This is a genomic window from Burkholderia sp. FL-7-2-10-S1-D7 (genome assembly GCF_001524185.1).
Lineage (GTDB): Bacteria > Pseudomonadota > Gammaproteobacteria > Burkholderiales > Burkholderiaceae > Burkholderia > Burkholderia diffusa.
On record NZ_LOWY01000049.1, the window covers coordinates 30265 to 56447 of the forward strand.

The window sequence follows — 26183 nt, forward strand, 5'->3', positions numbered from 1 at the left end:
CGATCATGCGGCTCGCGCTCGTGCTGATGGGGGGCGGCGCACGTGCCGCCTACCAGGTCGGCGTGCTGAAGGCGCTGGCCGAGATCGCGCGCGAGGCCGATCCGAACCGGCACACGGTGCCGTTCACGGTTGTCTGCGGCTCGTCGGCCGGCGCGATCAATGCGACGTCGATCGCGAGCCACGCGGACGACTTTTCGCACGGCGTGCGGCGTCTGCTCGAATTCTGGGAGCCGCTGCGCGCGGACTACGTGTATCGCACCGACTGGCTCGGCATCGCGGCGGCGGGCGCACGCTGGCTCGCGACGATGTCCTTCGGCTGGGCGGCGCGCCGCTCGCCGCGCGGGCTGCTCGACAACGCGCCGCTCGCGCACCTGCTGCAGCGCGAGCTGAGCTTTCACCGGATCGAGCAGATGCTCGAGAGCAGGCTGCTGCACGCGCTCTCGGTGACGGCGCTCAGCTATTCGAGCGGCCGGCACCTGACGTTCTACCAGGCCGCCGAGCCGATCCAGGCATGGCGGCGCGCGCAGCGCACCGCGCGGCTCGTCGATCTGTCGGCATCGCACCTGCTCGCGTCGTCGGCCATTCCGTTCGTGTTTCCGGCCGTGCCGCTCGTGCTCGACGGCCAGATCGAATATTTCGGCGACGGCTCGATCCGGCAGGTCGCGCCGCTGTCGCCGGCGATCCACTTCGGCGCGAACCGGATCGTCGTCGTCGGCGCGGCTGACCCGCGGCCGGAGATTCCGGCCGCGAACGGCTCGGGGCGGGTGCGCGGCTACCCGACGCTCGCGCAGATCGGCCAGCAGGTGCTCGCGAGCGTGTTTCTCGACTCGATCGGCTCGGACATCGAGCGGATCGAGCACATCAACCGGATGATCGAGCACCTGCCGCACCAGGTCGAAGTGGACAGCGGCTGGCGGCACGTCGACGTGCTCGCGATCGCGCCGTCCGAGCGCATCGAGCTGATCGCCGCGAAACACCTGAAGCAGATGCCGGCGACGATGCGCGGGCTGCTCGGCGCGATCGGCGGCAGCCAGCCGGCCGGCGCTTCGTTCGCGAGCTACCTGCTGTTCGAGGAAGCCTTCACGCGCGAGCTGATCGAGCTCGGCTATCGCGACGGGCGCGCGCAGCGCGACACGCTGGCGAACTGGATCGCGGGGGCCGATGGCGGCAGCGCGCCGGCATCCGGCATGCCGCCGGAGAGCGGCCGCGCGATCGGAGAAATACGGGTCTGATGCGAGCGGAGCGGGGCCGAAACGGATGAAACTTACATATCGGTTGCGTTTTCGCGACGGCCGCCCGCGACTGATCGCCGCACCGCAGGTGGCGGCGCGCGACCGGTTCCGCGTCTCGGAACCGTCATGTGCGCGTGCTATCATGGCCGCCGCCGTATACACCATATCGAGCAGCCCGCCGGTCCGGCGGTCGCACGGGACCCGTCCGGGAACCGCGTGGCGCCGGGCGGGCTCGCCACCGAGCCGGCCTGCGCCGGCCCCCACATCAGGCACGCGCGGCCGGTTCCGTTCGAGCGGAGCGGGGCGCGGCGTGCTGCAAGGCGGCGACGCGGCCGCCCGGCTGCCGGAGGCGGAAACTGCGTCCGGGGGCTGGATACACGCGTAAAATTACAGTCTTGGCTGCGAAAGGCGCGCTCGCGCGCCGACGCGGCAACAGTCACGTTTAGAGAAGTCGCATTGCGCAGAACAGGGGTGGGACCATCATGAACACCATGCTTTATCCGGAACTTTACAGGTCGCTCGAAGCTGTCCGTTGGGACATGGAGAAGGACATTCCGTGGGACAAGTTCGACGCTTCGCTGCTCACCGACGAGCAGGCGAAGACGATCAAGATGAACGCGATCACCGAATGGTCGGCGCTGCCCGCGACGGAAATGTTCCTGCGCGACAACCAGCACGACAGCGACTTTTCCGCGTTCATGAGCGTGTGGTTCTTCGAGGAGCAGAAGCATTCGCTCGTGCTGATGGAATACCTGCGCCGCTTCCGGCCGGAAATGGTGCCGACCGAAGAGGAACTGCACGCGGTGCGCTTCGAGTTCGATCCGGCGCCGCCGCTCGAGACGCTGATGCTGCATTTCTGCGGCGAGATCCGCCTGAACCACTGGTATCGCTGCGCGGCCGACTGGCACACCGAGCCGGTCATCAAGCACATCTACGAAACGATTTCGCGCGATGAAGCGCGCCATGGCGGCGCCTACCTGCGCTACATGAAGAAGGCGCTGAACAATTGCGGCGACGTCGCGCGCGCGGCGTTCGCGAAGATCGGCGTGCTGATGGCGTCGGCGCGCCGCACCGAGAAGCCGCTGCACCCGACCAACCTGCACGTGAACCAGGCGCTGTTCCCGCGCGACACCGTGCAGTCGCGCCTGCCCGATCCGGAATGGCTCGAGCGCTGGCTCGACGAGCAGATCCGCTTCGACGGCGAGTGGGAAAAGAAGGTCGTCGAACGGATCCTGCACAACCTGTCGATCCTGTTCGAGCGCACGTTCGCGACCGCCCAGGAGCTGAACCGCTACCGCAAGGAAGTCACCGGCCGCCTGCAGTCCGAAAGTGGCCCGTCGTCGGCCGCGCAACCGGCTTGAGGCTGCGCGGCATTGCAGCCGGCGGGAAGCGCCGCCGGTCGCGATCGCCGCAGTGTAGTCCCGCATGAAGCCCGCCCGGCCATCCGGCGGGCTTTTTATCTGGCGCCGCCGTGTTCCGTCGCGACGTGCACCGCGCGCCGCTCTCGCCATCCGAAATTCATCATGTCCGCTACCTTCGAACGCAAGCTGATCACCCGCGACGCCCTGGTTGCCCTGCGCGCTTCGCTGCCTTCGCCCGTCGTGTTCACGAACGGCGTGTTCGACATCCTGCACCGTGGCCACGTCACGTATCTCGCCGATGCGAAGGCGCTCGGCGCATGCCTGATCGTCGGCGTGAACAGCGATGCGTCGGTGCGCATGCTCGGCAAGGGTGACGACCGGCCGATCAACCGCGAGGAAGACCGGATGGCGTTGCTCGCGGCGCTGGAAAGCGTCGACTGGGTCGTGAAATTCGAGGAAAAGACGCCGGTGTCGCTGATCGAGGCCGTCCGTCCGGACATTCTCGTGAAGGGCGGCGACTACGACATGGACGCGCTGCCGGAATCGGCCATCGTGCGCAGCTGGGGCGGGCGTGCGCTCGCGATTCCGTTCGAGCACGACCGCTCGACCACCGCGCTGCTGAAGAAGGTGCGCGCGCAGCAGTCCTGATGCAGGTGCCGCGCCGTCAGGGCGCGGAAGCCGCGATCGGCTCGGCCGTCACGGCCGGCGAGCCGATCGGACCGCCGATCACGGGCTGATCGCTCGCCTGCGCGAGCGGCATCGCATGCAACGCATCGGGCCGAACCTGCCGGGACAGCACTTCCGGTTCGCGCGGGCCTGCCGCCGGCAGCGGCCCGAACACGCCGCGCACGGCGACGAACGCAAGCAGGTTCGCGAGAATGAGAACAGCGATCAGCCAGCGCAGCATCGTCGACACTCCTCGTCGTTGTTCAGTCGTTCAACCGTTCGGTCGGGCCGGCCGCACGGCACGCGCGGCGGTTGCCGCCGGCGATCTTACGCGTCGGCCGGGCCGCAGGCATGCGCGGCCGGCATTCTGCATGGGCGCACGCACCGGCGCCCGCTTTCCATCCTCACCGTGACGAGGCCCGCAGCCGGGCCTGCATCAACGCGGCCGGCGCGATGCCGACCGGTTTCCGTCAATTCTGCGCCGCGGCTTCCGCGGCGATCAACGCAAGCCCCGACAGGATCAGCGCGTCGTGCCGCGTATGCGGCAGCGTCAGCGCGCGCGCGACATCGTCCGCCGCGCCGCCTGCCAGCACGAGCCGCACGGGTGCCTGCCACGCATCGGCGAGATCGCGCCATGCGCGCTCGATCAGCCCCGCCTGCGCGTACAGGCAGCCCGCCGACAGCGAGCGCGGCGTATCGACCTGGAACGGCTCGGCCTGCGCGCCCGCGAGCAGCCCGCTCGCGATGTCGGTGGTCAGCGTCGGCAGCTGCGCGGTGTGCGTGCCGAGCGCGCGCATCATCAGGGCCCAGCCCGGCGCGATCAGCCCGCCGGTGAAACGGCCGTCCGCGCGCAGCGCTTCGAGCGTCGTCGCCGTGCCGAACGTCGCGATCAGCAGATGCTCGCCCGGAAACGCCGCCCGTGCACCGATCAGGCCGGCCCAGCGATCGCTGCCAAGCTGCTCGGGCGTCGTATAGCCGTTCGTCACGCCGCATTGCGCGGGCCGCGAGCGGATCGTCGTGCGCGCCAGGCCCGGCCAACGGGCGTCGAGCAGTGCGTCGAGCCGCGCGGCCACGTCGGCGCCCGCGACGTTCGAGATCCATGCGCCATGCGGACGCGGCAGGGCCGACCAGTCGGGATCGGCACCGCCGTCGCGCGTATGGCCGAATGCGCCGGTCTCGACGAGCGTGCGCTGCGCGTCGGCGAGCGCCCACTTGATCCGGCTGTTGCCGGCGTCGATCAGCAGATGCGGTGCGTTCATTGCGCTTCGCGCAGCGATACGTCGCCAGCCGCGATCGCCTTGACGCCGTCGGGCGTGTCGAGCAGCAGCTGGCCGATCGCGTCGATGCCCGTCGCGATGCCGCGCACGCGTTCGACGCCCTGTTCGAGCAGCACGACTTCGCGTCCGGCGTACGCGTGCAGTGCGTGCCAGCGTGGCAGGAACGGCGCGAGCCCGTCGGTGCCGAACTGCGCGAGTGCGGGCGTGAGCGCGTTCAGCGCGGCGGCGAGCGTATCGGTGAGGTTCGCCGATGCGCATGCGGCCGACAACGCGGCCGGCGGCAGCCCGCTCGCGAGCGCCGCTTCGCGCGCACGCAGCGCATCGACCTGCGCGGCGACGGCCTCCGCGCCGCGCACGTTGATGCCGAAGCCGATCACGACGGCGGTCGCGTCGGCGGTGGTCCAGACGGTTTCGATCAGGATCCCGGCAAGCTTGCCGACGATGCGCGACGTGCCGTCGTCGGTGGTCGTCAGCAGCAGGTCGTTCGGCCATTTGAGCGCGACGCGCGCGTGGGCGTCGAGCGGCAGCATGGCGAGCCCTTCCGCGAGCGCGACGCCGATCGCGATGCTGAGGCCGCCGAGCGCATCGACGGGGCGCGGCACGATGCAGCCGACCGAGCACAGCAATGCGTTGCCGGGCTGCGCGAACCAGGGACGGCCTTGCCGGCCGCGGCCCGCCGTCTGCTCGAACGCGACGCGCACGAGCGGCGCGGGCAGCGCGTTCGCGCTGCGCGGCAGCGCCTTGAGGCGCGTCGCGACGTCGGCGTTGGTCGAGCCGGTGGCGGCGACGATGTCGAGCGGCCACGCGCGCGGCGCGGCGTCCAGGTGCGCTTCGAGCCGGTTGCGCGCGATGTGCGCGTCGCCGGAATCGGGCGTGTCGGAGGAGGTGGGGGCGTTCATGGCGCCTATTGTAGCGACAGGGGGCGGTGCGTGACGGGCGGCGCGCCAGGTCGTGCCCGTCGCGCCGCCGCCGCACCGTTACGGCGCGACGACCGGATGCTTCAACGCATGCGCGGTCTCGATCCACTGCGCGTGGAACTCGTCCGCGTCGGGTCGCAGCCCCAGCTCGCCGTTGCGATACGCCATCGCGAGCGTCTGCACGGCTTCCGGCAGCTCGTGCTCCGCCGCACGGCGATACAGCGCGAGCGCGCGCGCTTCGTCGCGCGGCACGCCGCTGCCTTCGCGGTACGCGTTCGCGAGCATGAAATCCGCAGCCGGGATGTCCGCGCGCGACGCGATCTCGAACCAGTGCGCGGCCTGCACCGGATCGGCTGCGACGCCATAGCCGCTGCGATAGATCAGCCCGAGGTAATACGCGGCGGCCGGATCGCCCTGGCCGGCCGCTTCGCCGAGCAGCGTGCGGGCGCGTGCGTAGTCCTTCGGGATGTCGCCGCTGCCGAGCAGCAGCGCCTTGCCGAGTGCCAGCTGCGCACGTCGCGCGGCCCGCGTGTCGGCTTTCGTGTCCGACTGCGCGGCGGTTTCGAGCCAGCCGCGTCCCTCGTCGCGCAGCCCCGGCTCGCGCGCATCGACGAGCGCGATGCCGAGCGCCGCCTGCGCGTCGCCCGAACCGCGCCGCGCGAGGGTGCGCAACTGCGCGAGCGCGTGCGGCTCGACGGCCTGCGCGACCATCGCCTGCCATTCGTCGAGCTGCGCGGCGCTCGGCGCGGGGCCGGCGGCGCGCCAGCCGGTCGCGGCGACCACGGCCGCAACGGTGACGGCCGCCGCCGCGAGCAACGCGGCCGGCGGGAGTTTCGCGCGCAGCAGGCGCCGCGCGGCGGTGGTGAAGCCGGCCTCGGCAGGCCGCATCGTCCGGATCGGTTGCATCGCGGGTCTCGTGGTCATTGCGTGAGGTCGATCTCGTAGAGGGCGAGGTTCTTGCCCGAGCCGTCGTCGGCCGCGACCTGCGTGAGGCCGGTCAGGCCGGCTGCCGCCGCGTCGCCGAGCCGGTTCGGCGCGGACGTGAACTGCACGTGCGCGACCGAGCTCGCCAGCTTCGTGAAGCGCCAGCTGCGCTGCGCGCCGTCCGCCGCGCGCGTGATCGCGCCGCGCTTCTTGATGAACGCGATCAGCACGTCGCGGTTCGCGTCGGGCGATGCGAAGATCGTCTTGCTGCCGTCGAGGCCCGGGAAGTTGCCGCCACCGCTCGCGCGGTAGTTGTTGGTCGCGACGATGAACTGCGCGTTCGGGTCGATCGGCGCGCCCTTGTACGTCAGGTTCCTGATCCGGCTGCCGACCGGCTGCGTGACGTCGATCTCGTAAGCGAGATCCGCGGACGTGAACATGTCGAAGTTGTAGCCGGGGAAGCTGCTGACGAGCGGCTGCACGGTCGCCTTGGTCGGATCGATCGTGTTGAAGCGCTTCGCGGCCGTCTCGAGCCAGTTCTTCACGTCGCTGCCGCTCACCTTCACCGCATACACGGTGTTCGGATACAGGTACAGGTCGGCCGCGTTGTTGATCGCGAGTGCGCCGGGCGCGACGTCGGTGTAGTCGCTGCCGCCGCCGAAGCCGCTCTTGAACGGCGCGCTGACCGACAGCACCGGCAGCGACGCGTATTGCGGCAGGTTCGCCTGCACGTAGGTCTTCACGTAATCGGCCTGCGCCTCGTTGACGATCTGGATCGCGCCCGGATCGCCGACGTCCGCGAAGTACGAGTTCATCCGGTAGTCGGTCGAGCCGATCGGCGTCTTCACGTAGTCGATCGTTGCCTGGTGTTCGGCGGCGATCGCGGCGGACACCGCCGGATCGGCGGCGACGTAGCTCTTGTCCGCGTTCTGGATCGGCCGCGCCTCGACCGTCGTCTGCGACTTGTCGACGCTCCACGTCTTGCCGTCGAACGTCAGGCCGAGCTTGATCACGCCGAGATGCTTGCCCCAGTAGTTGGCCATCACGGTCGGCACGCCGTTGACGGTGCCCTTCGCCTTGTCGACGCCCGGCAGGTTGAACTGCGCCACGGTGCTGTTCGCGTCCGGGAACACCTGGTGCGAGTGGCCGATCAGCATCGCGTCGATGCCGGGCACCTTCGACAGCCACCAGCTGCCGTTCTCCATGGTCGGCGAATACGCGGCGTTGTCGAGGCCGCCGTGCGAGATCGCGACGACGAGATCGGCGCCCTTCGCGCGCATCTCCGGGATGTACTTCTCGGCCGCTTCCTTCAGGCCGGTCGTGTAGACCTTGCCGTCGAGCCAGCGCTTGTCCCAGTTCATGATCGCGGGCGGCGTGAAGCCGATGATGCCGATCTTCACCGGCGCGCTGACCGTCTTGCCGTCCGGCGTCGTCGCCGTCACTGTGCGGGTGAGGATTGTGTACGGCGTGAACAGCGGCGCGTTGGTCTTCGCGCTGATCACGTTCGCGAGCACCTGCGGGAAGTTCGGACCCGCGCACTTCTTCTGCTGGGCCGGCGCCGGCAGCCCGTCGACGTCGAACGTGTTGCCGGTCACCTGCGACAGGTACGGCAGCCCGTAGTTGAACTCGTGGTTGCCGATCCCGCCGCCGTCGAACTTCGCGGCGTTCATCACCTTGTAGATCGCGAGCGTCTGGTCGCAGCCGATCGGCTTCACGAGCGCCTGGTAGTCCGACAGCGCGGTGCCCTGGATCGTGTCGCCGTTGTCGAGCAGCAGCGTGTTCGGGTACTGCGCGCGCGCCTGCGCGATCAGCGTCGACACGCGCTCGAAGCCGAGCGACTTGTCGGCGGCGAGCTTGAAGTAGTCGTACGACAGCACGTTGGTGTGCAGGTCGGTCGTTTCGAGCAGCGCGAGCGTGGCCGTCGTGCCGGCGGGCGCCTGCGTCTGCGACGACGGCGGAGCGGTGACGTCGTCGCCGCCGCAACCGGCGAGGGCGAAGGCGAGGCTGGCGAGCGCGGCGGCGGCGGTCACGCGGCGGCGGGAAAGCGGGGGGAGACGCATCGATTGTCCTGTTCGGTGTTCTGTTTTATGAATCGCGAGGAGCGCAGCGAAATGGCGGCGCGGGCGCCGACGGCCTGACGTGCGGCGCGTGAGAGTATCGAAAGGAAACGTGACGGAAGAATGAAAGGTTGCGTGACCGGCACGCTGTTTTGGCGGCGAACCCCGCGCCGTGGCGGGGCGGGCATCCTCAACGAGGCGCCTCTCGCCCGGCGTCTCCGCCGGACGCGCCTGGCTGCGCGCCCCGAAGGAAATCCTCACGTCGCGGCGCCGGACGGTTCGCTACAATGGCCGCTGTCATCCTTTTGCAAACAACCCGCCCTTGGACTTCGACACACCTCCCGGCCTGTCGGTCGACGCCGGCGGCCAGGGCCAGACGGTGCGCCTGACCGGCCAGTGGACCGCGCTCGCGCTCGCACGCAATCGCGGCGAGGTTGCGCGCCGCGTCGCGGGCATCGCGTCCGGACGCGTGAACGAATGGGATCTGTCCGGCATCGAGCGGCTCGACCACGTCGGCGGCCAGGCGCTGTGGCGCGTATGGGGCCGCAAGCTGCCGGCGGGCGTCGAGCTGACCGACACGCAGCGCATGATCTTCGAGCGGATCGAACGTCTCGACAGCCAACGCGAGGCGCCCGAGCGCGTCGTGCGCTTCGATCCCGTCACGCGCCTCGGCCAGGCGATCTTCGCGTTCGGCGAACACCTGCAGGGCGGCATCGCGATGTTCGGCCGCGTGATCCTCGACGCGCTGTCGGTGCTGCGCCGTCCGCAGACGATGCCGTGGAAGGAAACCTCGGCGAACATCTACAGCGCCGGCGCGCAGGCGCTGCCGATCACCGCGCTGGTCGCATTCCTGATCGGCATCGTGCTCAGCTATCTGTCCGCGCAGCAGCTGCAGATGTTCGGCGCGAACCGCTACATCGTGAACATCCTCGGGCTGTCGGTGATTCGCGAACTCGGGCCCGTGCTGTCGGCGATCCTCGTCGCGGGCCGCTCGGGCTCGGCGATCACCGCGCAGATCGGCGTGATGCGCGTGACCGAGGAGCTCGACGCGATGCGCGTGATGGGCATTCCGCACGGGCTGCGGCTGATCCTGCCGCGCGTGCTCGCGCTCGGCGTCGCGATGCCGCTGCTCGTGATGTGGACCAACATCGTCGCGCTGACGGGCGGCGCGCTTGCCGCGAAGTTCGTGCTCGGGATCGACGTCAACTATTTCGTGCGCTCGCTGCCGGGCGTCGTGCCGATCGCGAACCTGTACATCGGCCTCGGCAAGGGCGTCGTGTTCGGCATGCTGATCGCGCTGGTCGCATGTCATTTCGGTTTCCGGATCAAGGCGAACTCGCAGAGCCTCGGCGAAGGCACGACGACGTCGGTCGTGTCGTCGATCACGGTCGTGATCCTCGCCGACGCGGTGTTCGCGATCCTGTTCCAGAACGTGGGGCTCGGATGAACGCGTCGAATGAATCGTCGGCCGGTGCCGTGCCGGCCGATGCCGCCAGCGCACATGCCGCGGCAGTCGGCGCGGTCACGGTCGGCATGCCGCCGGCGGCGGCCGCGCATGGCGGCGACCTCGTGATCGAGGTGCGCAACCTGACGAAGCGCTACGGGCGCAACATCATTCACCAGAAGCTCGATTTCGACGTGCGGCGTGGCGAGATCGTCGCGATCGTCGGCGGCTCGGGCTCGGGCAAGACGACGCTCGTGCGGCAGATCCTCGGCCTCGAGCGGCCGACGTCGGGCACGATCAAGGTGTTCGGCGAAGACACGTCGAAGATCGACGACGCGACCGCGCGGCTGATGCGCACGCGTTCGGGGATGCTGTTCCAGCAGGGCGCGCTGTTCTCGTCGATGACGGTGTTCGACAACGTCGCGCAGCCGCTGCGCGAGCTCGGTCGCGTGCCGTCGGACCTGCTGCACGACATCGTGATGCTGAAGCTCGAGATGGTCGGGCTGCCGTGCAAGCACGCGTCGAAGATGCCGGCCGCGCTGTCGGGCGGGATGGTGAAGCGGGTCGGCATCGCGCGCGCGATCGCGCTCGAGCCCGAGCTGCTGTTCCTCGACGAGCCGACCGCTGGCCTCGACCCGCAGGCGTCCGACGAATTCGTCGAGCTGATCGCGACGCTGCACCGCACGCTCGGGCTGACCGTCGTGATGGTGACGCACGATCTCGACACGATGGTCGCGCTGTCGACGCGCGTCGCGGTGCTGGCCGATCGCAAGGTGCTGGTCGCGGCGCCGGTCGAGGAGGCCGCGAACGTCGATCATCCGTTCATCCACGAATATTTCCTGGGGCTGCGCGGGCGCCGCGCACTGCAGGCGCTGCCGCCCGAGCGGCGCGCGAAGCTGCCGAAGGCGGCCCTCGAGCCGGCGCTGTCGAGCGTCGAATTGTAGGAAAGGCAAGAAGCAAGGAACCCGCGAATGGAAAACAAATCACATGCGTTCTGGGCCGGCCTGTTCACGATCGCGCTGACGCTGGCGATCGCGGGCACCGTGTTCTGGTTCAACGTCGACCGCACCGTGCGCGTGCCGTACGACCTGCTCGCGCGCACCAACGTGACGGGCCTGTTCCCCGATGCGGCCGTGCGCTTTCGCGGCCTCGACGTCGGCAAGGTGCAGTCGATCGGCTTCGACCGCGCGCATCCGGGCCAGATCCGGATCCGGATCCTCGTCGACCACGATGCGCCGATCACGCAGTCGACCTACGGCAGCCTCGGCTTCCAGGGCGTGACAGGCATCGCGTTCGTGCAGCTCGAGGATACGGGCCGCGACCTGGCGCCGCTGCCGTCGTCGCCGAAGGCGATCGCGCAGATCCCGATGCGGCCGAGCCTGTTCGACCAGATCCAGGAGCGCGGCGACGTGCTGCTGCGGCAGCTCGAACTGGCCGCGAAAAGCGCGAACGCGCTGATGTCGCCCGAGATGCGCGAGCAGTTGCGCGCGACGGCCGAAAGCCTGCAGCACGCGGCCGATGGCGCGACGACGCTGTCGAAGCAGCTCGCGCCGGCGGTGGCCGCGCTGCCGGAAACGATGCACCAGGTCGATCGCGCGATGGCGTCGGCGAACACGCTGCTGCAGCCGAACGGGCCGCTCGTGTCGAACCTGAACAAGGCCGGCTCGGCTGCCGAGCAGGTCGGCGTCGCGCTCAACGACCTGAACGCGCGGGTCCAGTACGACACGCTGCCGCGCTTCAACGCGCTGGCCGGCAGCGTCGGCGATGCGTCGCGGCAATTGAAGGACGTCGCCGGTGAACTCGGCCGCAATCCGAGCAGTCTGTTGTTCGGTTCGCCCGGCTCCGCGCCCGGGCCCGGCGAGGCGGGCTTCGTCTGGCCGGGGGCAGGGGCCGCGGCCGGGAAATGAAGCAGATCGTCAGCCCATCGACGTTGATCGGCCGGCCCGGCGCGAGACCGGGCCACGACGCCATCGAAACCGGAAACATCATGCAGGAACATGCCATGCCACGAATCCCTGATCGCGGGCTGCGTCCCGCCGCGACCGCGCTCGCGATGCTGACGCTCGTGTTCGCCGCCGGCTGCGCCGGCAACAGTGCGGCGCTGTCGAACGTCCGCTACGACCTCGGGCCGGCCGCATCGGCCGTCACGGCCGGCACGGGCCCCGCGCTGAAGGTGCTCGACGTCGCCGCGCCCGACGCGCTCGACACGGACAAGTTCGTCTACCGGCTCGCGTATGCGGATGCGCAGCGCATGGCCGTCTATCGCGACAGCCGCTGGATCGCGCCGCCCGCGCAACTGCTCACGCAGCGGCTGCGCGGCGCGTTGTCGTCGCGCGGCGCGGTGCTCGAGGGTTCCGACGGCGTGCGCGCGCCGACGCTCAAGGTCGACCTGAACGAATTCGAGCAGGTGTTCGACGGGGAATCGAAGAGCCACGGCGCGGTCACCGCGCGCGCGACGCTGGTGCAGGGCGGCAAGGTGCTCGGCCAGCGCACGTTCGTCGCGCGCGCGCCGTCGAGCACGCCCGATGCGGCCGGCGGCGCGCGGGCGCTCGCGGCCGCGAGCGACGAGCTCGTGTCGCAGATCGCCGCGTGGGTCGGCGTGCAGGCGTACGCGGGCAACCCTTGACGCCGCACGCGCAGCCGCGATGAGCGTGCCGGGCACGTCGCGCGCGTCGTCGCTGGCGCGGCAGGCGTTCGCCGCGTATGCGGCGCTCATCGTCTATGCATCGCTGTATCCGTTCGGCGGCTGGGTATCGCTCGGCATCGGGCCGTTCGATTATCTGTTCGCTCCGATGCAGCGTTATGTGACCGCGTTCGACGTGGTCACCAACGTGCTCGGCTACATGCCGTTCGGCGCACTCGGCGTGCTCGCGCTGCATCCGCGCTGGCGCGGCGTGGCCGCGACGCTGATCGTGGGCGGCCTCGGCGTGCTGCTGTCGGGATCGATGGAGGCGCTGCAGACCTACCTGCCGACGCGCGTCGCGTCGAATCTCGACCTCGCGGCCAACGCGCTCGGCGCGCTGCTCGGCGCGGCGCTCGCGGCACCGGCGACCGGCGCGCTGCTCGACCGCGGCGCATTGCGCCGGCTGCGCTTCGCGTGGTTCGAGGCCGACGGCGCGACGCCGTTGCTGCTCGCCGCGCTGTGGCCGTTCGCGATCCTGTTTCCGTCGCCGTTCCTGTTCGGCATCGGCGACTGGCCCGCCGCGCTGTGGGAGCGCGCCGACGGCTCGATGCAGGACGCGCTGCTCGCATGGCTGCCGGCCGCGTGGCGCGTGAGCGAATGGCCCGAGCGCGTCGACGGCTGGCTGTCCGACGCCGCGTGGGAAGCCGCGCTCGGCGGGTTGATGCTGTTCGCCGCGCTGGTGATCGCGTCGCTCGCGATGCGCGCCGGCGCGCCGCGCGTGCGGCTCCTGATCGCGTTCGTCGCCGCGACGCTGGCGCTGAAGGCGGCCGCGACCTTCATGCAGTCGCGCACCGGCCTCGTCGTCGTGTGGGCGACACCCGGCGCGCGGCTCGGCATCGAGCTCGGCTTCGCGGCGGCGCTGCTCGCATTGCGCGTGCCGGCCGCGTGGCGGGCGCTGCTCGCGGCGCTCGCGCTGCTGGCCGGTGTGGTGCTCGTCAACCTGCTGCCCGTCAACCCGTTCTTCGATTTCACGCTGTCGGGCTGGCGGCAGGGCCGCTACGTGCACTTCAACAGCATCGCGCGCTGGCTCGCGTGGATCTGGCCCTACGCGGCGCTGATCTGGCTCGGTCAGCGGGTCGAGCACGCGTGGCTGCCGGCCGCGCGGCGGCGCTGACGCCGCAGGAGCGGCAACGGGGCCGCGCGGCCGCGCCTCGCGTCGATCGCGGGCAGCCGCGCGCGCCGGTCGCTATAATCGTCCGCACATCCGTTGCCGCGCGCAACGGCAATCGCCCTTCTTTCCGCCCGGCACCGCGCCGGGCCGCTCGTCACCATCATGGATTCCTACTACCAGCACCACGTCTTTTTCTGCCTGAACCAGCGCGAACCGGGCGCCGAGCGTCCGAGCTGCGCGCAATGCGATGCGCAGACCATGCAGGAGTACGCGAAAAAGCGCGTGAAGGAACTCGGCCTCGCGGGGCCCGGCAAGGTGCGCATCAACAAGGCCGGCTGCCTCGACCGCTGCGAGGAAGGGCCCGTGATGGTCGTGTATCCGGAAGGCACGTGGTACACGTACGTCGACCAGGCCGACATCGACGAGATCGTCGAATCGCACCTGCGTGACGGCAAGGTCGTCGACCGCCTGAAGATCTGAGCGGGCCGGCCGAATGAACGTTCATACGCAGAAGTCGCTGATCCCCGGCCCGGTCGGGCAGATCGAAATCGCGGTCGACCTGCCCGACGCCGTGCGCGAAGGCGGCGCCGCGCCGCGCGGCATCGCGCTCGTCGCGCATCCGCATCCGCTGTTCGGCGGCACGATGGACAACAAGGTCGCGCAAACGCTCGCGCGCACGCTGGTCCAGCTCGACTACGTGGTGTATCGGTCGAACTTCCGCGGCGTCGGCGCGACCGAGGGCGTGCACGACAACGGCATCGGCGAGGCCGACGACCTGCTCGCCGTGCTCGCGCACATGCGCGCGCAGCCGGCCTATGCGGACCTGCCGCTCGTGCTCGCGGGCTTCTCGTTCGGCACCTTCGTGCTGTCGCACGTCGCGAAGCGGTTGCGCGACGCAGGCGAGACGATCGAGCGGATGGTGTTCGTCGGCACGGCCGCGAGCCGCTGGCAGGTCGCCGACGTGCCCGAGAACACGCTCGTGATCCACGGCGAAACCGATGACACGGTGCCGATCGCTTCCGTGTACGACTGGGCGCGGCCGCAGGAACTGCCGGTCGTCGTGATCCCCGGTGCCGAGCATTTCCTGCATCGCAAGCTGCATGTGCTGAAGCGCATCATCGTCGACGCGTGGCGTTGATCCGCTGAACCCGACGTGCGGCGCCGCCGCCGCACGACCGCGATGTCGCCGCGCGCGCGACATCGCATCGCGCCGTGTCACGACACGATCGCACACGCCCGCTCCAGCGCGGCGCAACCCGGCTTGCATGGCGCCTGCGCACGCCTTTCGCGCGGCTTCGCGCACGATTCTCCGCAGCGAAGCCGCGCTATCCTCTCGAAGCCTGGGTGTGGCCGCCTGAGCCATGGTTCGCGAAAACGCCTTTCGCGGCCACGTATAATGGCCGCATTTCGCGTCGCCCGCGGCCCGGCCGGGCCCATGCGGCGCTCGTTTCGCCGCCTGCCCGCCCGCTCGCGACGGCCGCGAACCGAACGCGTCCGCATGAGTCCAACCGGCGCGTTTCGTGCCGTCCGACGCAGTCGGACGAACGCCGGAACGCTCGCCGCCTTGCCGTTCAACCCTGCGCGTTTCGCGCCGCACTTTCTGCCATCAGCCTGAATCGATCATGCGTCTGTCTCCCCAAGGCCTCAAGTCCCTCGCTTCTTCCATCGCCTTCGGCACCGCCGCGCGCAACGTCGCGCTGGGCGTGATGCTGCCCGTCGCACTCGCGTCGACGATCGTCGTCGCCGAGGCGAAGCCGGCCGCCAAGGCCAAGGCCGCGCATGCCGCGCCGGCCGCCGCCACCGAGCAGTTCACCGGCGCGCCCGCGACGTTCATGCCGGGCGCGGTGCCGCCGCCGGGCGTGAACGCGCGCTCGTGGGTACTCGTCGATGCGACGAGCAACACCGTGCTCGCATCGGGCAACGCCGACGAACGCGTCGAGCCCGCGTCGCTGACGAAGCTGATGACGGCCTACCTGGTGTTCGAGGCGCTCGACAAGAAGAAGATCTCGATGGAGCAGATCGTCACGCCGAGCGAAGCGGTGCGCCGCGTCGGCCGCGACGAGTCGCGCATGTTCATCGAGGCGAACAAGCCGGTGTCGGTGCACGATCTCGTCTACGGGATGATCATCCAGTCGGGCAACGACGCCGCGATCGCGCTGGCCGAACTCGTCGGCGGCAGCGAAGGGCAGTTCGTCACGATGATGAACGACGAGGCGGCGCGCCTCGGCATGAAGGGCACGCACTTCGCCGACGTGAACGGCATGCCCGACCCGAACCACTACACGACGGCCGGCGACCTCGCGAAGCTGTCCGCGCACCTGATCCGCGATTTTCCGCAGTACTACAGCATCTTCTCGGAGAAGGAATTCAAGTACAACAACATCCGCCAGGGCAACCGCAACCGCCTGCTGTGGCTGGATCCGACGGTCGACGGCCTGAAGACGGGCCATACGCAAGCGGCCGGCTATTGCCTGATCGCGTCGGCCAAGCGCGCGATCCCGGGTGTCGACAGCCAGCGCCGTCTCGTGTCGGTGATGATGGGCGAGCAGAAGGAAGGCGAGCGCACGCAGGACAGCATGAAGATGCTGAACTACGGCTATAGCGCGTTCGACGCGGTGCGCCTGTTCAAGGGCGGCCAGGCGATGTCGACGCCGCGCATCTACAAGGGCAAGGAAAACACCGTGCAGGTCGGCGTGAAGGGCGACCAGTGGGTGACCGTGCCGCGCGGCATGGGCGACAAGGTCAAGCCGGAAGTCGAAGTCAACGCGCCGCTGATCGCGCCGCTCGCGGAAGGCCAGCAGGTCGGTACCGTGAAGATCGTCGCCGACGGCAAGACGCTGTCGGAGTTCCCGGTCGTCGCGCTGCAGGCGGTGCCGGAAGCGGGTATCTTCGGTCGTATCTGGGACTCGATCCTGCTGATGTTCAGCAAGAAGAAGTAAGCACGACGGGCCTTTGTTTTCACGACTTCATCCCCATCTGTCATAGCCATGAGCCAAGCCGAATTCGAACCGATCGTCTACCTCAGCGTGTCGTCGCAGGAGGAGCTGGTGCCGCTGTCGCAAGCCCGGGTGCCGGTGCTCGACCGCGGGTTCATCTTCGGCGATGGCGTGTATGAAGTCGTCCCCGTTTATGCGCACGACGGCGCGCACGTGCCGTTCCGGATCGAACAGCATCTGGACCGGCTCGCGCGCAGCCTGAAGAAGATCGGCATCGACGATCCGCATGACGCGGCCGGCTGGCGCGCGCTGATCGAGCGCGTGGTCGCCGCGAACGCGGAAGGCCTCGGCGACGGCAATGCGCTCGTCTACCTGCAGGTGACGCGCGGTGTCGCGAAGCGCGGCCATGCGTTCCCGGCGAACGCGGTGCCGACGGTGTTCGCCATGACGAGCCCGCTGCGGCTGCCGTCGGAAGAGGAGCGCGCGCGGGGCGTGCGCTGCGTGACGGCGGAGGATCGCCGTTGGCTGCATTGCGACATCAAGTCGATTTCGCTGCTCGGCAACGTGCTGATGGCGCAGCATGCGGCCGAACGCGACGCGTTCGAGACGATTCAGCTGCGCGACGGCAACGTGACCGAAGGTTCGTCGTCGAACGTGTGGATCGTAAAGAACGGCGAGCTGATGGCGCCGCCGCGCAGCAACAAGATCCTCGAGGGGATCCGCTACGCGCTGGTCGAGCAGCTGGCCGACGAATGCGGCATTCCGTTCGTCGCGCGCGAGATCAGTGAGGTCGAGTTGCGCTCGGCGGACGAGATCATGATCACGTCGGCCACGAAGGAAATTTTGCCCGTCACGTCGCTCGACGATCTGCCCGTTCAGGGCGGCAAACCGGGCCCCGTGTTCGCGGCGTTGTACGACGCCTATCAGCGTGCGAAGGCGCGCGAATTTGAACAGTTTGACCTAACCCGGAGAAGATGATGAGCGAACCGACCAAAACCATCGAGGTGACCGGCGCGATCGATACCCGGAAGGAGTCGCTGCTGGAGTTTCCGTGCGATTTCCCGATCAAGATCATGGGCAAGGCGCACCCGGAATTCAAGGACACGATCTTCAAGGTCGTGGCCGTCCACGACAACGAGATCGACGTCGAGAAGATCGAGGAGCGTGCATCGAGCGGCGGTAATTACACCGGCCTCACGATCACCGTGCGGGCGACGAGCCAGCAACAGCTCGACGACATCTACCGTGCACTGACCGGCCATCCGATGGTCAAGGTCGTGCTCTGAGCGCCGCTTTCCACCCGCCTTCCTGCGCGCACTCGGCGGGGGTCGTCCCCGCCGCGCGCCGCGCGTCCAGCTCGTCGCACAGCAGCTTGTATTCGGCGACTTCCTGAAGCAGCCAGGTCCTGAACGCCTGCACGCGCGGCGTGTTCAGGAGCGGCGGCGGACACACGAAAAAATAGTGCCACGGGCTCTGCCCGTCGATGTCGAACAGGCGCACGAGGCGCCCGTCCAGCAGGTCGTGCACCGCGAGCGAGCGGCGCACCAGCGCGATGCCCTGGCCGTCGATCGCGGCCAGCAACAGGTTCGACGAATCCTGGTACAGAACCCCCCGTTTCGGCTCGGTCAGCGTATCGAGCCCCGCCGCGTCGAACCACGGCCGCCACAGCTCGTCGTCCGAGCGCAGCAGCTTGTAGTGCGCGAGATCGGCGGGCGTCTGCGGCAGCTTGCCGCCGTTCAATGTTGGCGAGCACGCCGGAAAGAACACCTCCTCGAACAGCGGCTCGACATGCAGCCCCGGATAGCTGCCTGAGCCGAACCGGATCGCGAGGTCGACGTCGTCGCGCGCGAAATCGGTGAGCGAGTTGGTCGACTGCAGCTCGACGTCGATTTCCGGATGCCGTTCGATGAACGTGCCGATGCGCGGCGTGATGAAGCGTGCGGCGAACGACGACAGCATCGACACCACCAGCCGCCGGCTGCGGTCGCTTGCGCGCACCTCGCGCGTCGCATCGGCGATCACCATCAGCGCGCTGCGGACCTGCTGCGCGTAGCGCATGCCGGCGTCGGTCAGGCACAGCCGCTTGCCGTTGCGCGTGAACAGCTGCACGCCGAGCTCCTCCTCGAGCGCGCGCACCTGGTGACTGACCGCGCCGTGCGTGACATACAGCTCGTCGGCGGCGCGGGAGAAATTCTCGTGGCGGGCGGCGGCTTCGAACGCGCGAATCGCGTTCAGCGCAGGCAGCTGGCGGAGGTCCATTTGCTAATTTTCCTCACATCGACGTGAAAATTGGTCGTTTGGTCGAGTGCCTTCAAATGACTACGATTGTAGCCATCGAAGCATTTATTGGCGGAGTCGATCATGCAAGAAATTTCTTCAAGCATCACCTTCGAAATTCCCGCGGGCGAAACCGTGCCGATGAAGGTGCAGCGCAGCACCCGTCTGACGGTGCAGTGCGGGCCGGTATGGGCGACGCGCAGCAACGACGTCGAAGACTACTTCCTGGTCGACGGCGAGACGCTCCGGCTGCATCGCGGCGAGCGGCTGTGGCTCAGCGCGGAAGGCCGGCAGGGCGCGCAGGTCGCGTTCTCGGTGTCGCGGCCGGCCGGGGAAGTCGCGCGCGGCGCGCTCGCACGGCTGCGCAATCGCTTGAATGCGCTGCTCCACGACGGCTGGCGCACCGTCTGACGAGCCTTTCCTCCGACGGATACTCGCGATCCGTCCCCTTCCAGAGCCGGCGAGACGCATGGGTTTTCGGTAAACTACCGGCCATGTCCGTCTCGCCGGTTGCCATCGTGTCCACGCCTGTCGCTGTTTCCGAATCGCCCGCCGGGTCTCCGGTTCAGCCCGTCGCGCCGGTCACCGTGCGCTGGCGGGGCAGCGAGGCCTACGAGACGAGCTTCGACGCGATGCGCGCGTTCACCGACACGCGCACGGCCGACACCGGCGACGAAATCTGGGTCGTCGAGCATCCGCCCGTCTACACGCTCGGCCAGGCCGGCGACCCGGCCCACCTGCTGGTGGCCGACAGCGGCGTGCCGCTCGTGAAGGTCGACCGCGGCGGACAAATCACCTACCACGGCCCCGGCCAGATCGTCGTTTACCTGCTGCTGGACCTGCGCCGGCGCAAGCTGATGGTGCGCACGCTCGTGACGAAGATCGAGGAGGCCGTGATCGAAACCCTCGCGGCGTATAATCTCGCTTCGGTCCGCAAGGCGGGCGCGCCGGGAATCTACGTGGCATCCGGCGTGCACGAGGGCGCGAAGATCGCGGCCCTCGGCCTGAAGATCCGCAACGGCTGCAGCTATCACGGGCTGAGCCTGAACGTGAAGATGGATCTGCGCCCGTTTCTCGCGATCAACCCGTGCGGCTATGCCGGACTGGAAACCGTCGACATGGCGAGCCTCGAGGTTCCCGCCGACTGGAACGACGTCGCCCACACGCTGGTGGGGCGTCTGATCGCCAACCTCGATGGCGCATCCGCATCCGCGGCCGCCGACAAGCCGCAGGCACTGGAACAATCGAATGACTGACGTTACCGCTTCCCCCGCACCGGCCGATTCGGCCGCGACCCCTGCCTACGATCCGACCGCCAAGCAGAAGGCGCAGGCGAAGACGGCGCGCATCCCGATCAAGGTCATTCCGATCGAGAAGCTGAAGAAGCCGGAATGGATCCGCGTGAAGGCGGCCACCGGCAGTTCGCGCTTCAACGAGATCAAGACGATCCTGCGCGAGCACAACCTGCACACCGTGTGCGAGGAAGCGAGCTGCCCGAACATCGGCGAATGCTTCGGCAAGGGCACCGCGACGTTCATGATCATGGGCGACAAGTGCACGCGCCGCTGCCCGTTCTGCGACGTCGGCCACGGCCGTCCCGATCCGCTCGACGCGGATGAACCGAAGAACCTGGCCCGCACGATCGCCGCGCTGAAGCTCAAGTACGTGGTGATCACGAGCGTCGACCGCGACGACCTGCGCGACGGCGGCGCCGCCCACTTCGTCGAGTGCATCCGCGAAGTGCGCGAGCAGTCGCCGGAAACGCGCATCGAGATCCTGACGCCGGACTTCCGCGGCCGTCTCGACCGCGCGATCTCGATCCTGAACGCGGCACCGCCCGACGTGATGAACCACAACCTCGAAACGGTGCCGCGCCTGTACAAGGAAGCGCGCCCGGGTTCGGACTACGCGCACTCGCTGAAGCTCCTGAAGGACTTCAAGGCGCAGCATCCGGACGTCGCGACGAAGTCGGGCCTGATGGTCGGCCTCGGCGAGACCGAAGAGGAAATCCTGCAGGTGATGCGCGACCTGCGCGCGCACGACGTCGACATGCTGACGATCGGCCAGTACCTGCAGCCGTCCGAGCACCACCTGCCGGTGCGTGCGTATGTGCATCCCGACACGTTCAAGATGTACGAGGAAGAGGCGTACAAGATGGGCTTCACGCACGCGGCCGTCGGTGCGATGGTGCGGTCGAGCTATCACGCCGATCTGCAAGCGCACGGAGCCGGGGTGGTCTGAGCGCCATTGGCCTGTTCCGCAGCAGTCATGCAGTCGAAAAAAGCCCGCAGCGATGCGGGCTTTTTCGTTGGTGCGGCGGCCGCCCGCGCGTTCGCACGACAATCGCCACCCGACCGGATGCCCGATCCGGTGGAACGTGGAAAGCAAAGCTGAAGCGGCATCGATAGCTTCGCAGGATAAGTTCGCTCCCGCCGCGCGCAAAGCTCGTAAAGTCGGCTCTCCCGCAGCAATGCCAGCATTCCGAAGGAGAGCCGCATGTCCCGTTTCAGCTTCATCCGCCGCGCCGCCGTCGCGCTGACCGCCTTTGCCGCGCTGGGCGCGGCGCACGCCGAATCGCGCGAAGTCGTGATCGCGTACCAGGACATGGTCGTGCCGTGGCGCTACGCGCAGGCAAGCGGTGAAGTCGAAAAGGCGACCGGCTACAAGGTCACGTTCCGCAAGCTCGACAGCGGCGCCGACGTGATCCGCGCGCTCGCGTCGGGCTCCGTGCAGCTCGGCGAGGCCGGGTCGAGCCCGATCGCGGCCGGCCTGTCGCAGGGGCTCGATATCTCGCTGTTCTGGGTGCTCGACAACATCAACGATGCCGAGGCGCTCGTCGCGCGCAACGGTTCGGGCGTCACGCGCATCGCGGCGCTCAAGGGCAAGAAGATCGGCGTGCCGTTCGTGTCGACGTCGCATTTCCATACGCTCGTCGCGCTGCAGGCCGCCGGCGTGAATCCGAACGACGTGAAGATCGTCAACCTGCGTCCGCCCGAAGTCGCGGCCGCGTGGGCGCGCGGCGACATCGACGCGACCTATATCTGGGATCCCGTGCTCGCGAAGGTCAAGCAGTCGGGCACGGTGCTGACGACGTCCGGTCAGGTTGCGAAAGAAAGTGGCAAGGCGACTTTCGACGGCTTCGTCGTCAGCCGCAAGTTCGCGCGCGAGAACCCCGAATTCGTCACGCGCTTCGTGAAGGTGCTCGCGTCCGCCGATGCCGATTACCGCGCGCACGCGGCCGCATGGAAGGCCGGTTCGCCGCAGGTCGCGGCGGTCGCGAAGGTGTCGGGCGCGAACGTGCAGGACGTGCCCGCGAGCCTCGCGCTCTACGCGTTCCCGACGCCGGCCGAGCAGGCGTCGCCGACCTGGCTCGGCGGCGGTGCGCAGTCGGGCGCCGCGAAGTCGCTCGCGGCCACCGCCGCGTTCCTCAAATCGCAGGGCACGATCCAGACGGTGCTCGCCGACTACTCGGTCGGCGTCGATCCGCAGTTCGTGCAGAAGGCTGCGCGCTGAGCGCGGCGCATCAGGCGACTCAGGCCACTCATCGCGGAGCCCTCGATCATGAGCACGCTGGAAGTCCGTCAGGTATCGGTCGCCTATCCGGGCGAACGCGGTCGGACCACGACGCAGGCGCTCGCGCGCGTCGACCTGCGCATCGATTCCGGTGAATTCGTCGTCGCGCTCGGCGCGTCGGGGTGCGGGAAGACGACGCTGCTGAACTGCATGGCCGGCTTCGTCGCGCCGACGACGGGCGACGTGCGCGTCGATGGCATACCGGTCGCGGGCCCCGGCGCCGATCGCGGCGTCGTATTCCAGAAATATGCGTTGCTGCCATGGCTCGACGTGCTCGACAACGTCGCGCTCGGGCTGCGCTTCGCACGCGTGTCGAAGGCCGAACGCGACGCGCGTGCGACGGAGATGCTCGCGCTCGTCGGCCTCGAGCGCCATGCGCATGCGCGCGTGTACGAACTGTCGGGCGGGATGCAGCAGCGCGTCGGCATCGCGCGTGCGCTCGCGAGCGATCCGCGCGTGCTGCTGATGGACGAGCCGATGGGCGCGCTCGACGCGATGACGCGCGGCACGATGCAGGCGCTCGTCCTCGACGTATGGGCGCGCACGGGCAAGACGGTGTTCTTCATCACGCACGACGTCGAGGAGGCGCTGTTCCTCGCGACGCGTCTCGTCGTGATGACGCCCGGCCCCGGCCGCATCGCGGAAACCTTCGAGCTGCCGTTCGCGCGGCGCTACGTCGAATCGCGCGATGCGCGCGCGGTGAAGTCGTCGCCGGAATTCATCGCATGGCGCGAGCGGCTGATCGCGTATCTGCATCGCGACGAGGCGGTCGGGGAGACCGCGTGATGCGCGAGTTCGCGCGGCAGGGCGCGTCCGTCGGGCGCGGCCGGATCAGTACTTTGCACAGGCAGGACGACATGAGCACGCAGGATTCCTGGGTGGCCGAACGAGCGGCCGGGCGGATCGAGCAGGACGAGCGCACGACGCGGCGCAGGGCGGCGCGGCCGTCGCGCCGCTACCGGTTGCCGGGCCAGGGAAAAACCGCAGGGCTCAGCGCGGCGACGGTCGCGGCGCTGGCCGTGCTGTGGTGGGTCGCGACGCACTGGCAGTGGTTGCCGCCGCTGTTCCTGCCCGCGCCGGAAGCGGTGTGGGCGGCATTCGTCGACGCGTGGCACGGCCGCATCCAGGGCGGCCTGCCGCTGTCCGAGCATCTGCTGTGGAGTGCCGCGCGCGTGTTCGGGGCGTTCCTGCTCGCCACCGTGGCCGGCGTGCCGGCCGGCGTCCTGATGGGCGTGAGCCGTGTCGCGCGCGGCGTGCTCGATCCGCTGCTGGAGTTCTACCGGCCGCTGCCGCCGCTCGCGTACCTGCCGCTCGTCGTGATCTGGTTCGGCATCGACGAGACGGCGAAGCTGGTCGTGATCTTCCTCGCGTGCTTCGCGCCGATCGCGATGGCCGCCCGTGCGGGCGTGCGTGCGGCGACGGTCGAGCAGATCAATGCCGCATATTCGCTCGGCGGCAGCTTCGCGCAGGTCGTGCGCCACGTCGTGCTGCCGGCCGCGCTGCCGGAAATCCTCACCGGCCTGCGGATCGCGATCGGGTTCGGCTGGACGACGCTCGTCGCGGCCGAGATGGTCGCCGCGACGGCCGGGCTCGGGCAGATGGTGCTCAATGCGTCGAGCTTCCTGCGCACGGATATCGTCGTGATGGGCATCCTGATCATCGGCGCGATCGCATGGCTGTTCGATCTCGCGATGCGATGGGTCGAGCGGCGGATCGTGCCGTGGAAAGGGCGCGGATGACACGCGGCAGGCGGCGCATGCGCGCCGCCTCTGCCGGCTGCCTTCAATCCCCCATCGCGATCCCTTCGCGCCGCGGATCGGCGCCGCCGAACCACACCGTCTGCCCCTGCACGTTCAGCCGCTGGATGCCCTGCAGTCCCGAATTCATCTCGACGACCTGCACGTCGTGCCCGCGCCCCTTCAGCCCGTCGACGAGCGCGTCCGACACGCGGCCGCGCTCGAGCTGCGTCGGCCCGTTCATCGACCCGATGTTCGGCAGCGCGATCGCCTGCTGCATCGTCATCCCCCAGTCCATCACGCCGATCAGCGTCTTCGCGACGTGATTGATGATCGCGGGGCCGCCGGCCGAACCGACGATCATCGTCACCTGCTTCGTCTTCTTGTCGAACACGAGTTCCGGCGCCATCGACGAGCGCGGCCGCTTGCCCGGCTGCACGCGGTTCGCGACGGGCCGGCCGTTCTCGCTCGCCACGAACGAGAAATCGGTGAGCTGGTTGTTCAGCATGAAACCGCGCACCATCAGCCGCGAACCGAATGCGTCCTCGACGCTGGTCGTCATCGACAGCGCCTGGCCGTAGCGGTCGACGATGGCGATGTCGGACGTCGACGGCATGTCGGGGCTGCGGTCGTCGGCCAGCGCGAGCGTCGCGCCCTGCGGCGTGCCGGCCTGCGCGACGCCCATGCTCGTGTCGCCGATCAGGCGCGCGCGCTGCGCGAGATAGGTCTTGTCGGCGAGGCTCGCCCAGTTGCCGCCCGGCAGCGGCACGAAATCGGGATCGGCGACATAGCGCGCGCGGTCCGCATATGCGAGGCGTCCGGCCTCGCTGAACAGGTGCGCGGCGAACGGCGTCGGCTCGTAGCCCAGCCCGGTCCGCACCGGCTTCTGCGCGCCGATCTGCTGCCAGTCGGGCATCGCCTCGAGGATGCCGAGCATCTGCGCGACGGCGAGGCCACCCGACGACGGCGGCGGCATCCCGCACACCACCGAGCGCCGGTAGTCGGTGCACAGCGGCGCGCGCACCTTCGCCTTGTAGCGCGCGAGGTCCTGCAGCGACAGCAGGCCCGGGTTGGTCGGGTGCTTGCGCACCTTCGCGACGATGTCGCGCGCGATCGCGCCGGAGTAGAACGCGTTCGCGCCGCGGTCGGCGATCTGGCGCAGCACGGTCGAGAGAGCGGGATTCTTCAGCACCGTGCCGGCGGCCTTCGGCGTGCCGTCCTTGTTGTAGAAGTACGCACGCGCGGCCGGGTCGTTCTTCAGGTACCGGTCGTTCGCGATCAGCATCGCCAGGCGCGGGCTGATCGTGAAGCCGTGCTCGGCGAGCCGGATCGCCGGCTGGAACAGCCGGCGCCACGGCAGCTTGCCGTGCGCACGGTGCGCGGCGTCGAGCATGCGCAGCACGCCCGGGGTGCCGACCGAGCGACCGCCGACGACGCCTTCGTAGAAGCTCATCGGCTGGCCGGTCGGCCCGTAGAACAGGCGGTCGGTCGCGGCGGCCGGCGCGGTTTCGCGGCCGTCGTACGCCTGCGTCGCACGGCCGTCGAAGTACAGCATGAACGCGCCGCCGCCGATCCCCGACGATTGCGGCTCGACGAGCGCGAGCACCATCTGCGTCGCGATCGCGGCGTCGATCGCGGTGCCGCCGGCCTTCAGCATCTCGTAGCCGGCCTGCGTCGCGAGCGGGTTCGCGGCCGCGATCATGAAGTGCTGCGAGGTCCAGCCCGGCTTGTCGGTCCAGCCGGACGACTGTTCCGGCGCGTGAACGCCGGGCAGCGGCACTGCGGCGCCCGACGCGGCGGCGACCGGGACGACGGCGCCCGACGGCGCGGACGGGGACGTGCAGCCGGCGCTGAACGTGACGAGCGCGGCGAACGTGACGTGCGCGAGCGCGGCGACGGGCGTCCAGGGACGCGAATGCGGACGAATCCGGTCGAACATTGAACCCTCGGCAACAGTGAATTCGAAGGAGGCGGCGTGTGCGCGGCACG

At 69.1% G+C, this 26183-nt stretch carries 27 protein-coding genes; 20 read left to right on the forward strand and 7 right to left on the reverse strand.

Annotation, left to right across the window (positions count from 1 at the left end; translation table 11 throughout):
- Positions 1-5: 5 nt before the first annotated feature.
- The 3 genes from WS75_RS17080 to rfaE2 all read left to right on the forward strand — a co-directional run bounded on the left by WS75_RS17080 (position 6) and on the right by rfaE2 (position 3241).
- Positions 6-1232 (forward strand): patatin-like phospholipase family protein, encoded by a 1227-nt coding sequence (locus WS75_RS17080; RefSeq protein ID WP_059681574.1) that lies wholly within the window; start codon positions 6-8, stop codon positions 1230-1232.
- Positions 1233-1714: 482 nt separating this feature from the next.
- Complete coding sequence (locus WS75_RS17085) at positions 1715-2593, forward strand: ferritin (protein WP_059451551.1); 879 nt, start codon at positions 1715-1717, stop codon at positions 2591-2593.
- 162 nt (positions 2594-2755) lie between these two features.
- Positions 2756-3241, forward strand: a complete 486-nt coding sequence (gene rfaE2, locus WS75_RS17090) for a D-glycero-beta-D-manno-heptose 1-phosphate adenylyltransferase (RefSeq protein WP_059600025.1) — start codon at positions 2756-2758, stop codon at positions 3239-3241.
- A gap of 16 nt (positions 3242-3257) precedes the next feature.
- Here rfaE2 and WS75_RS17095 read toward each other — a convergent pair whose 3' ends face one another.
- From WS75_RS17095 to WS75_RS17115, 5 genes are all read right to left on the reverse strand, one after another.
- The gene (locus WS75_RS17095) at positions 3258-3500 is read right to left on the reverse strand and encodes a hypothetical protein (protein WP_059681576.1); all 243 of its coding nucleotides are present in this window, start codon (positions 3498-3500) and stop codon (positions 3258-3260) included.
- Positions 3501-3729: 229 nt separating this feature from the next.
- Complete coding sequence (locus tag WS75_RS17100) at positions 3730-4518, reverse strand: type III pantothenate kinase (protein ID WP_059681578.1); 789 nt, start codon at positions 4516-4518, stop codon at positions 3730-3732.
- Positions 4515-5435, reverse strand: a complete 921-nt coding sequence (locus WS75_RS17105; protein WP_059681581.1) for a biotin--[acetyl-CoA-carboxylase] ligase — start codon at positions 5433-5435, stop codon at positions 4515-4517. The genes WS75_RS17100 and WS75_RS17105 overlap by 4 nt, the downstream gene beginning before the upstream one ends.
- A gap of 78 nt (positions 5436-5513) precedes the next feature.
- The gene (locus WS75_RS17110) at positions 5514-6359 is read right to left on the reverse strand and encodes a tetratricopeptide repeat protein (RefSeq protein WP_059681583.1); all 846 of its coding nucleotides are present in this window, start codon (positions 6357-6359) and stop codon (positions 5514-5516) included.
- 14 nt (positions 6360-6373) lie between these two features.
- Positions 6374-8437 (reverse strand): bifunctional 2',3'-cyclic-nucleotide 2'-phosphodiesterase/3'-nucleotidase, encoded by a 2064-nt coding sequence (locus tag WS75_RS17115; protein ID WP_059681585.1) that lies wholly within the window; start codon positions 8435-8437, stop codon positions 6374-6376.
- Positions 8438-8756: 319 nt separating this feature from the next.
- Between WS75_RS17115 and WS75_RS17120 the strand changes: the two genes are divergently transcribed.
- The 10 genes from WS75_RS17120 to WS75_RS17170 all read left to right on the forward strand — a co-directional run bounded on the left by WS75_RS17120 (position 8757) and on the right by WS75_RS17170 (position 17894).
- Positions 8757-9881 (forward strand): MlaE family lipid ABC transporter permease subunit, encoded by a 1125-nt coding sequence (locus WS75_RS17120; protein ID WP_059681587.1) that lies wholly within the window; start codon positions 8757-8759, stop codon positions 9879-9881.
- Positions 9878-10822 carry an ABC transporter ATP-binding protein gene (locus WS75_RS17125; RefSeq protein ID WP_059681589.1) on the forward strand — a complete coding sequence of 315 codons (945 nt, stop codon included), beginning with the start codon at positions 9878-9880 and terminating at the stop codon, positions 10820-10822. The genes WS75_RS17120 and WS75_RS17125 overlap by 4 nt, the downstream gene beginning before the upstream one ends.
- Before the next feature lie 27 nt (positions 10823-10849).
- Entirely contained in the window at positions 10850-11785 is a 936-nt protein-coding gene (locus WS75_RS17130; protein WP_059681591.1) for an MlaD family protein, read from the forward strand.
- 95 nt (positions 11786-11880) lie between these two features.
- Positions 11881-12504, forward strand: coding sequence for an ABC-type transport auxiliary lipoprotein family protein (locus WS75_RS17135; protein ID WP_059681695.1), 624 nt, complete (start codon positions 11881-11883; stop codon positions 12502-12504).
- Between the two features lie 19 nt (positions 12505-12523).
- Entirely contained in the window at positions 12524-13675 is a 1152-nt protein-coding gene (locus WS75_RS17140) for a VanZ family protein (protein ID WP_059681593.1), read from the forward strand.
- A 159-nt stretch (positions 13676-13834) separates the two neighbouring features.
- Complete coding sequence (locus WS75_RS17150; protein WP_011694422.1) at positions 13835-14152, forward strand: (2Fe-2S) ferredoxin domain-containing protein; 318 nt, start codon at positions 13835-13837, stop codon at positions 14150-14152.
- Positions 14153-14165: 13 nt separating this feature from the next.
- Entirely contained in the window at positions 14166-14810 is a 645-nt protein-coding gene (locus tag WS75_RS17155; RefSeq protein WP_059681597.1) for an alpha/beta hydrolase, read from the forward strand.
- A gap of 484 nt (positions 14811-15294) precedes the next feature.
- Positions 15295-16611 carry a D-alanyl-D-alanine carboxypeptidase family protein gene (locus tag WS75_RS17160; RefSeq protein ID WP_059681599.1) on the forward strand — a complete coding sequence of 439 codons (1317 nt, stop codon included), beginning with the start codon at positions 15295-15297 and terminating at the stop codon, positions 16609-16611.
- Between the two features lie 48 nt (positions 16612-16659).
- Complete coding sequence (locus WS75_RS17165; protein ID WP_059681601.1) at positions 16660-17586, forward strand: D-amino acid aminotransferase; 927 nt, start codon at positions 16660-16662, stop codon at positions 17584-17586.
- A complete protein-coding gene (locus WS75_RS17170) occupies positions 17586-17894 on the forward strand; it encodes an HP0495 family protein (RefSeq protein WP_057928637.1) in 309 nt (102 codons plus the stop codon). Before WS75_RS17165 ends, WS75_RS17170 begins: the two co-directional genes overlap by 1 nt.
- Here the strand turns inward: WS75_RS17170 and WS75_RS17175 are convergent.
- Complete coding sequence (locus tag WS75_RS17175) at positions 17878-18867, reverse strand: transcriptional regulator GcvA (RefSeq protein ID WP_059681603.1); 990 nt, start codon at positions 18865-18867, stop codon at positions 17878-17880. The two genes, WS75_RS17170 and WS75_RS17175, sit on opposite strands and share 17 nt — an antisense overlap.
- Before the next feature lie 102 nt (positions 18868-18969).
- Between WS75_RS17175 and WS75_RS17180 the strand changes: the two genes are divergently transcribed.
- The 7 genes from WS75_RS17180 to WS75_RS17205 all read left to right on the forward strand — a co-directional run bounded on the left by WS75_RS17180 (position 18970) and on the right by WS75_RS17205 (position 24197).
- On the forward strand, positions 18970-19296 hold the full coding sequence (locus WS75_RS17180; RefSeq protein WP_059600045.1) for a DUF2917 domain-containing protein: 327 nt from the start codon (positions 18970-18972) through the stop codon (positions 19294-19296).
- An 83-nt stretch (positions 19297-19379) separates the two neighbouring features.
- Positions 19380-20141, forward strand: a complete 762-nt coding sequence (lipB, locus tag WS75_RS17185; protein ID WP_059681605.1) for a lipoyl(octanoyl) transferase LipB — start codon at positions 19380-19382, stop codon at positions 20139-20141.
- On the forward strand, positions 20134-21126 hold the full coding sequence (gene lipA, locus WS75_RS17190) for a lipoyl synthase (protein WP_057928546.1): 993 nt from the start codon (positions 20134-20136) through the stop codon (positions 21124-21126). Before lipB ends, lipA begins: the two co-directional genes overlap by 8 nt.
- A gap of 27 nt (positions 21127-21153) precedes the next feature.
- Positions 21154-21279 carry a hypothetical protein gene (locus WS75_RS34625; RefSeq protein WP_257129404.1) on the forward strand — a complete coding sequence of 42 codons (126 nt, stop codon included), beginning with the start codon at positions 21154-21156 and terminating at the stop codon, positions 21277-21279.
- A 102-nt stretch (positions 21280-21381) separates the two neighbouring features.
- Entirely contained in the window at positions 21382-22398 is a 1017-nt protein-coding gene (gene tauA, locus WS75_RS17195) for a taurine ABC transporter substrate-binding protein (protein WP_059681607.1), read from the forward strand.
- A gap of 48 nt (positions 22399-22446) precedes the next feature.
- Positions 22447-23244 (forward strand): taurine ABC transporter ATP-binding protein, encoded by a 798-nt coding sequence (locus tag WS75_RS17200; protein WP_059681609.1) that lies wholly within the window; start codon positions 22447-22449, stop codon positions 23242-23244.
- Entirely contained in the window at positions 23244-24197 is a 954-nt protein-coding gene (locus tag WS75_RS17205; protein WP_059681612.1) for an ABC transporter permease subunit, read from the forward strand. The genes WS75_RS17200 and WS75_RS17205 overlap by 1 nt, the downstream gene beginning before the upstream one ends.
- Before the next feature lie 43 nt (positions 24198-24240).
- On the opposite strand, the gene ggt is transcribed toward WS75_RS17205, so the two are convergent.
- The gene (gene ggt, locus WS75_RS17210; RefSeq protein ID WP_059681615.1) at positions 24241-26133 is read right to left on the reverse strand and encodes a gamma-glutamyltransferase; all 1893 of its coding nucleotides are present in this window, start codon (positions 26131-26133) and stop codon (positions 24241-24243) included.
- Between the last annotated feature and the right edge of the window lie 50 nt (positions 26134-26183).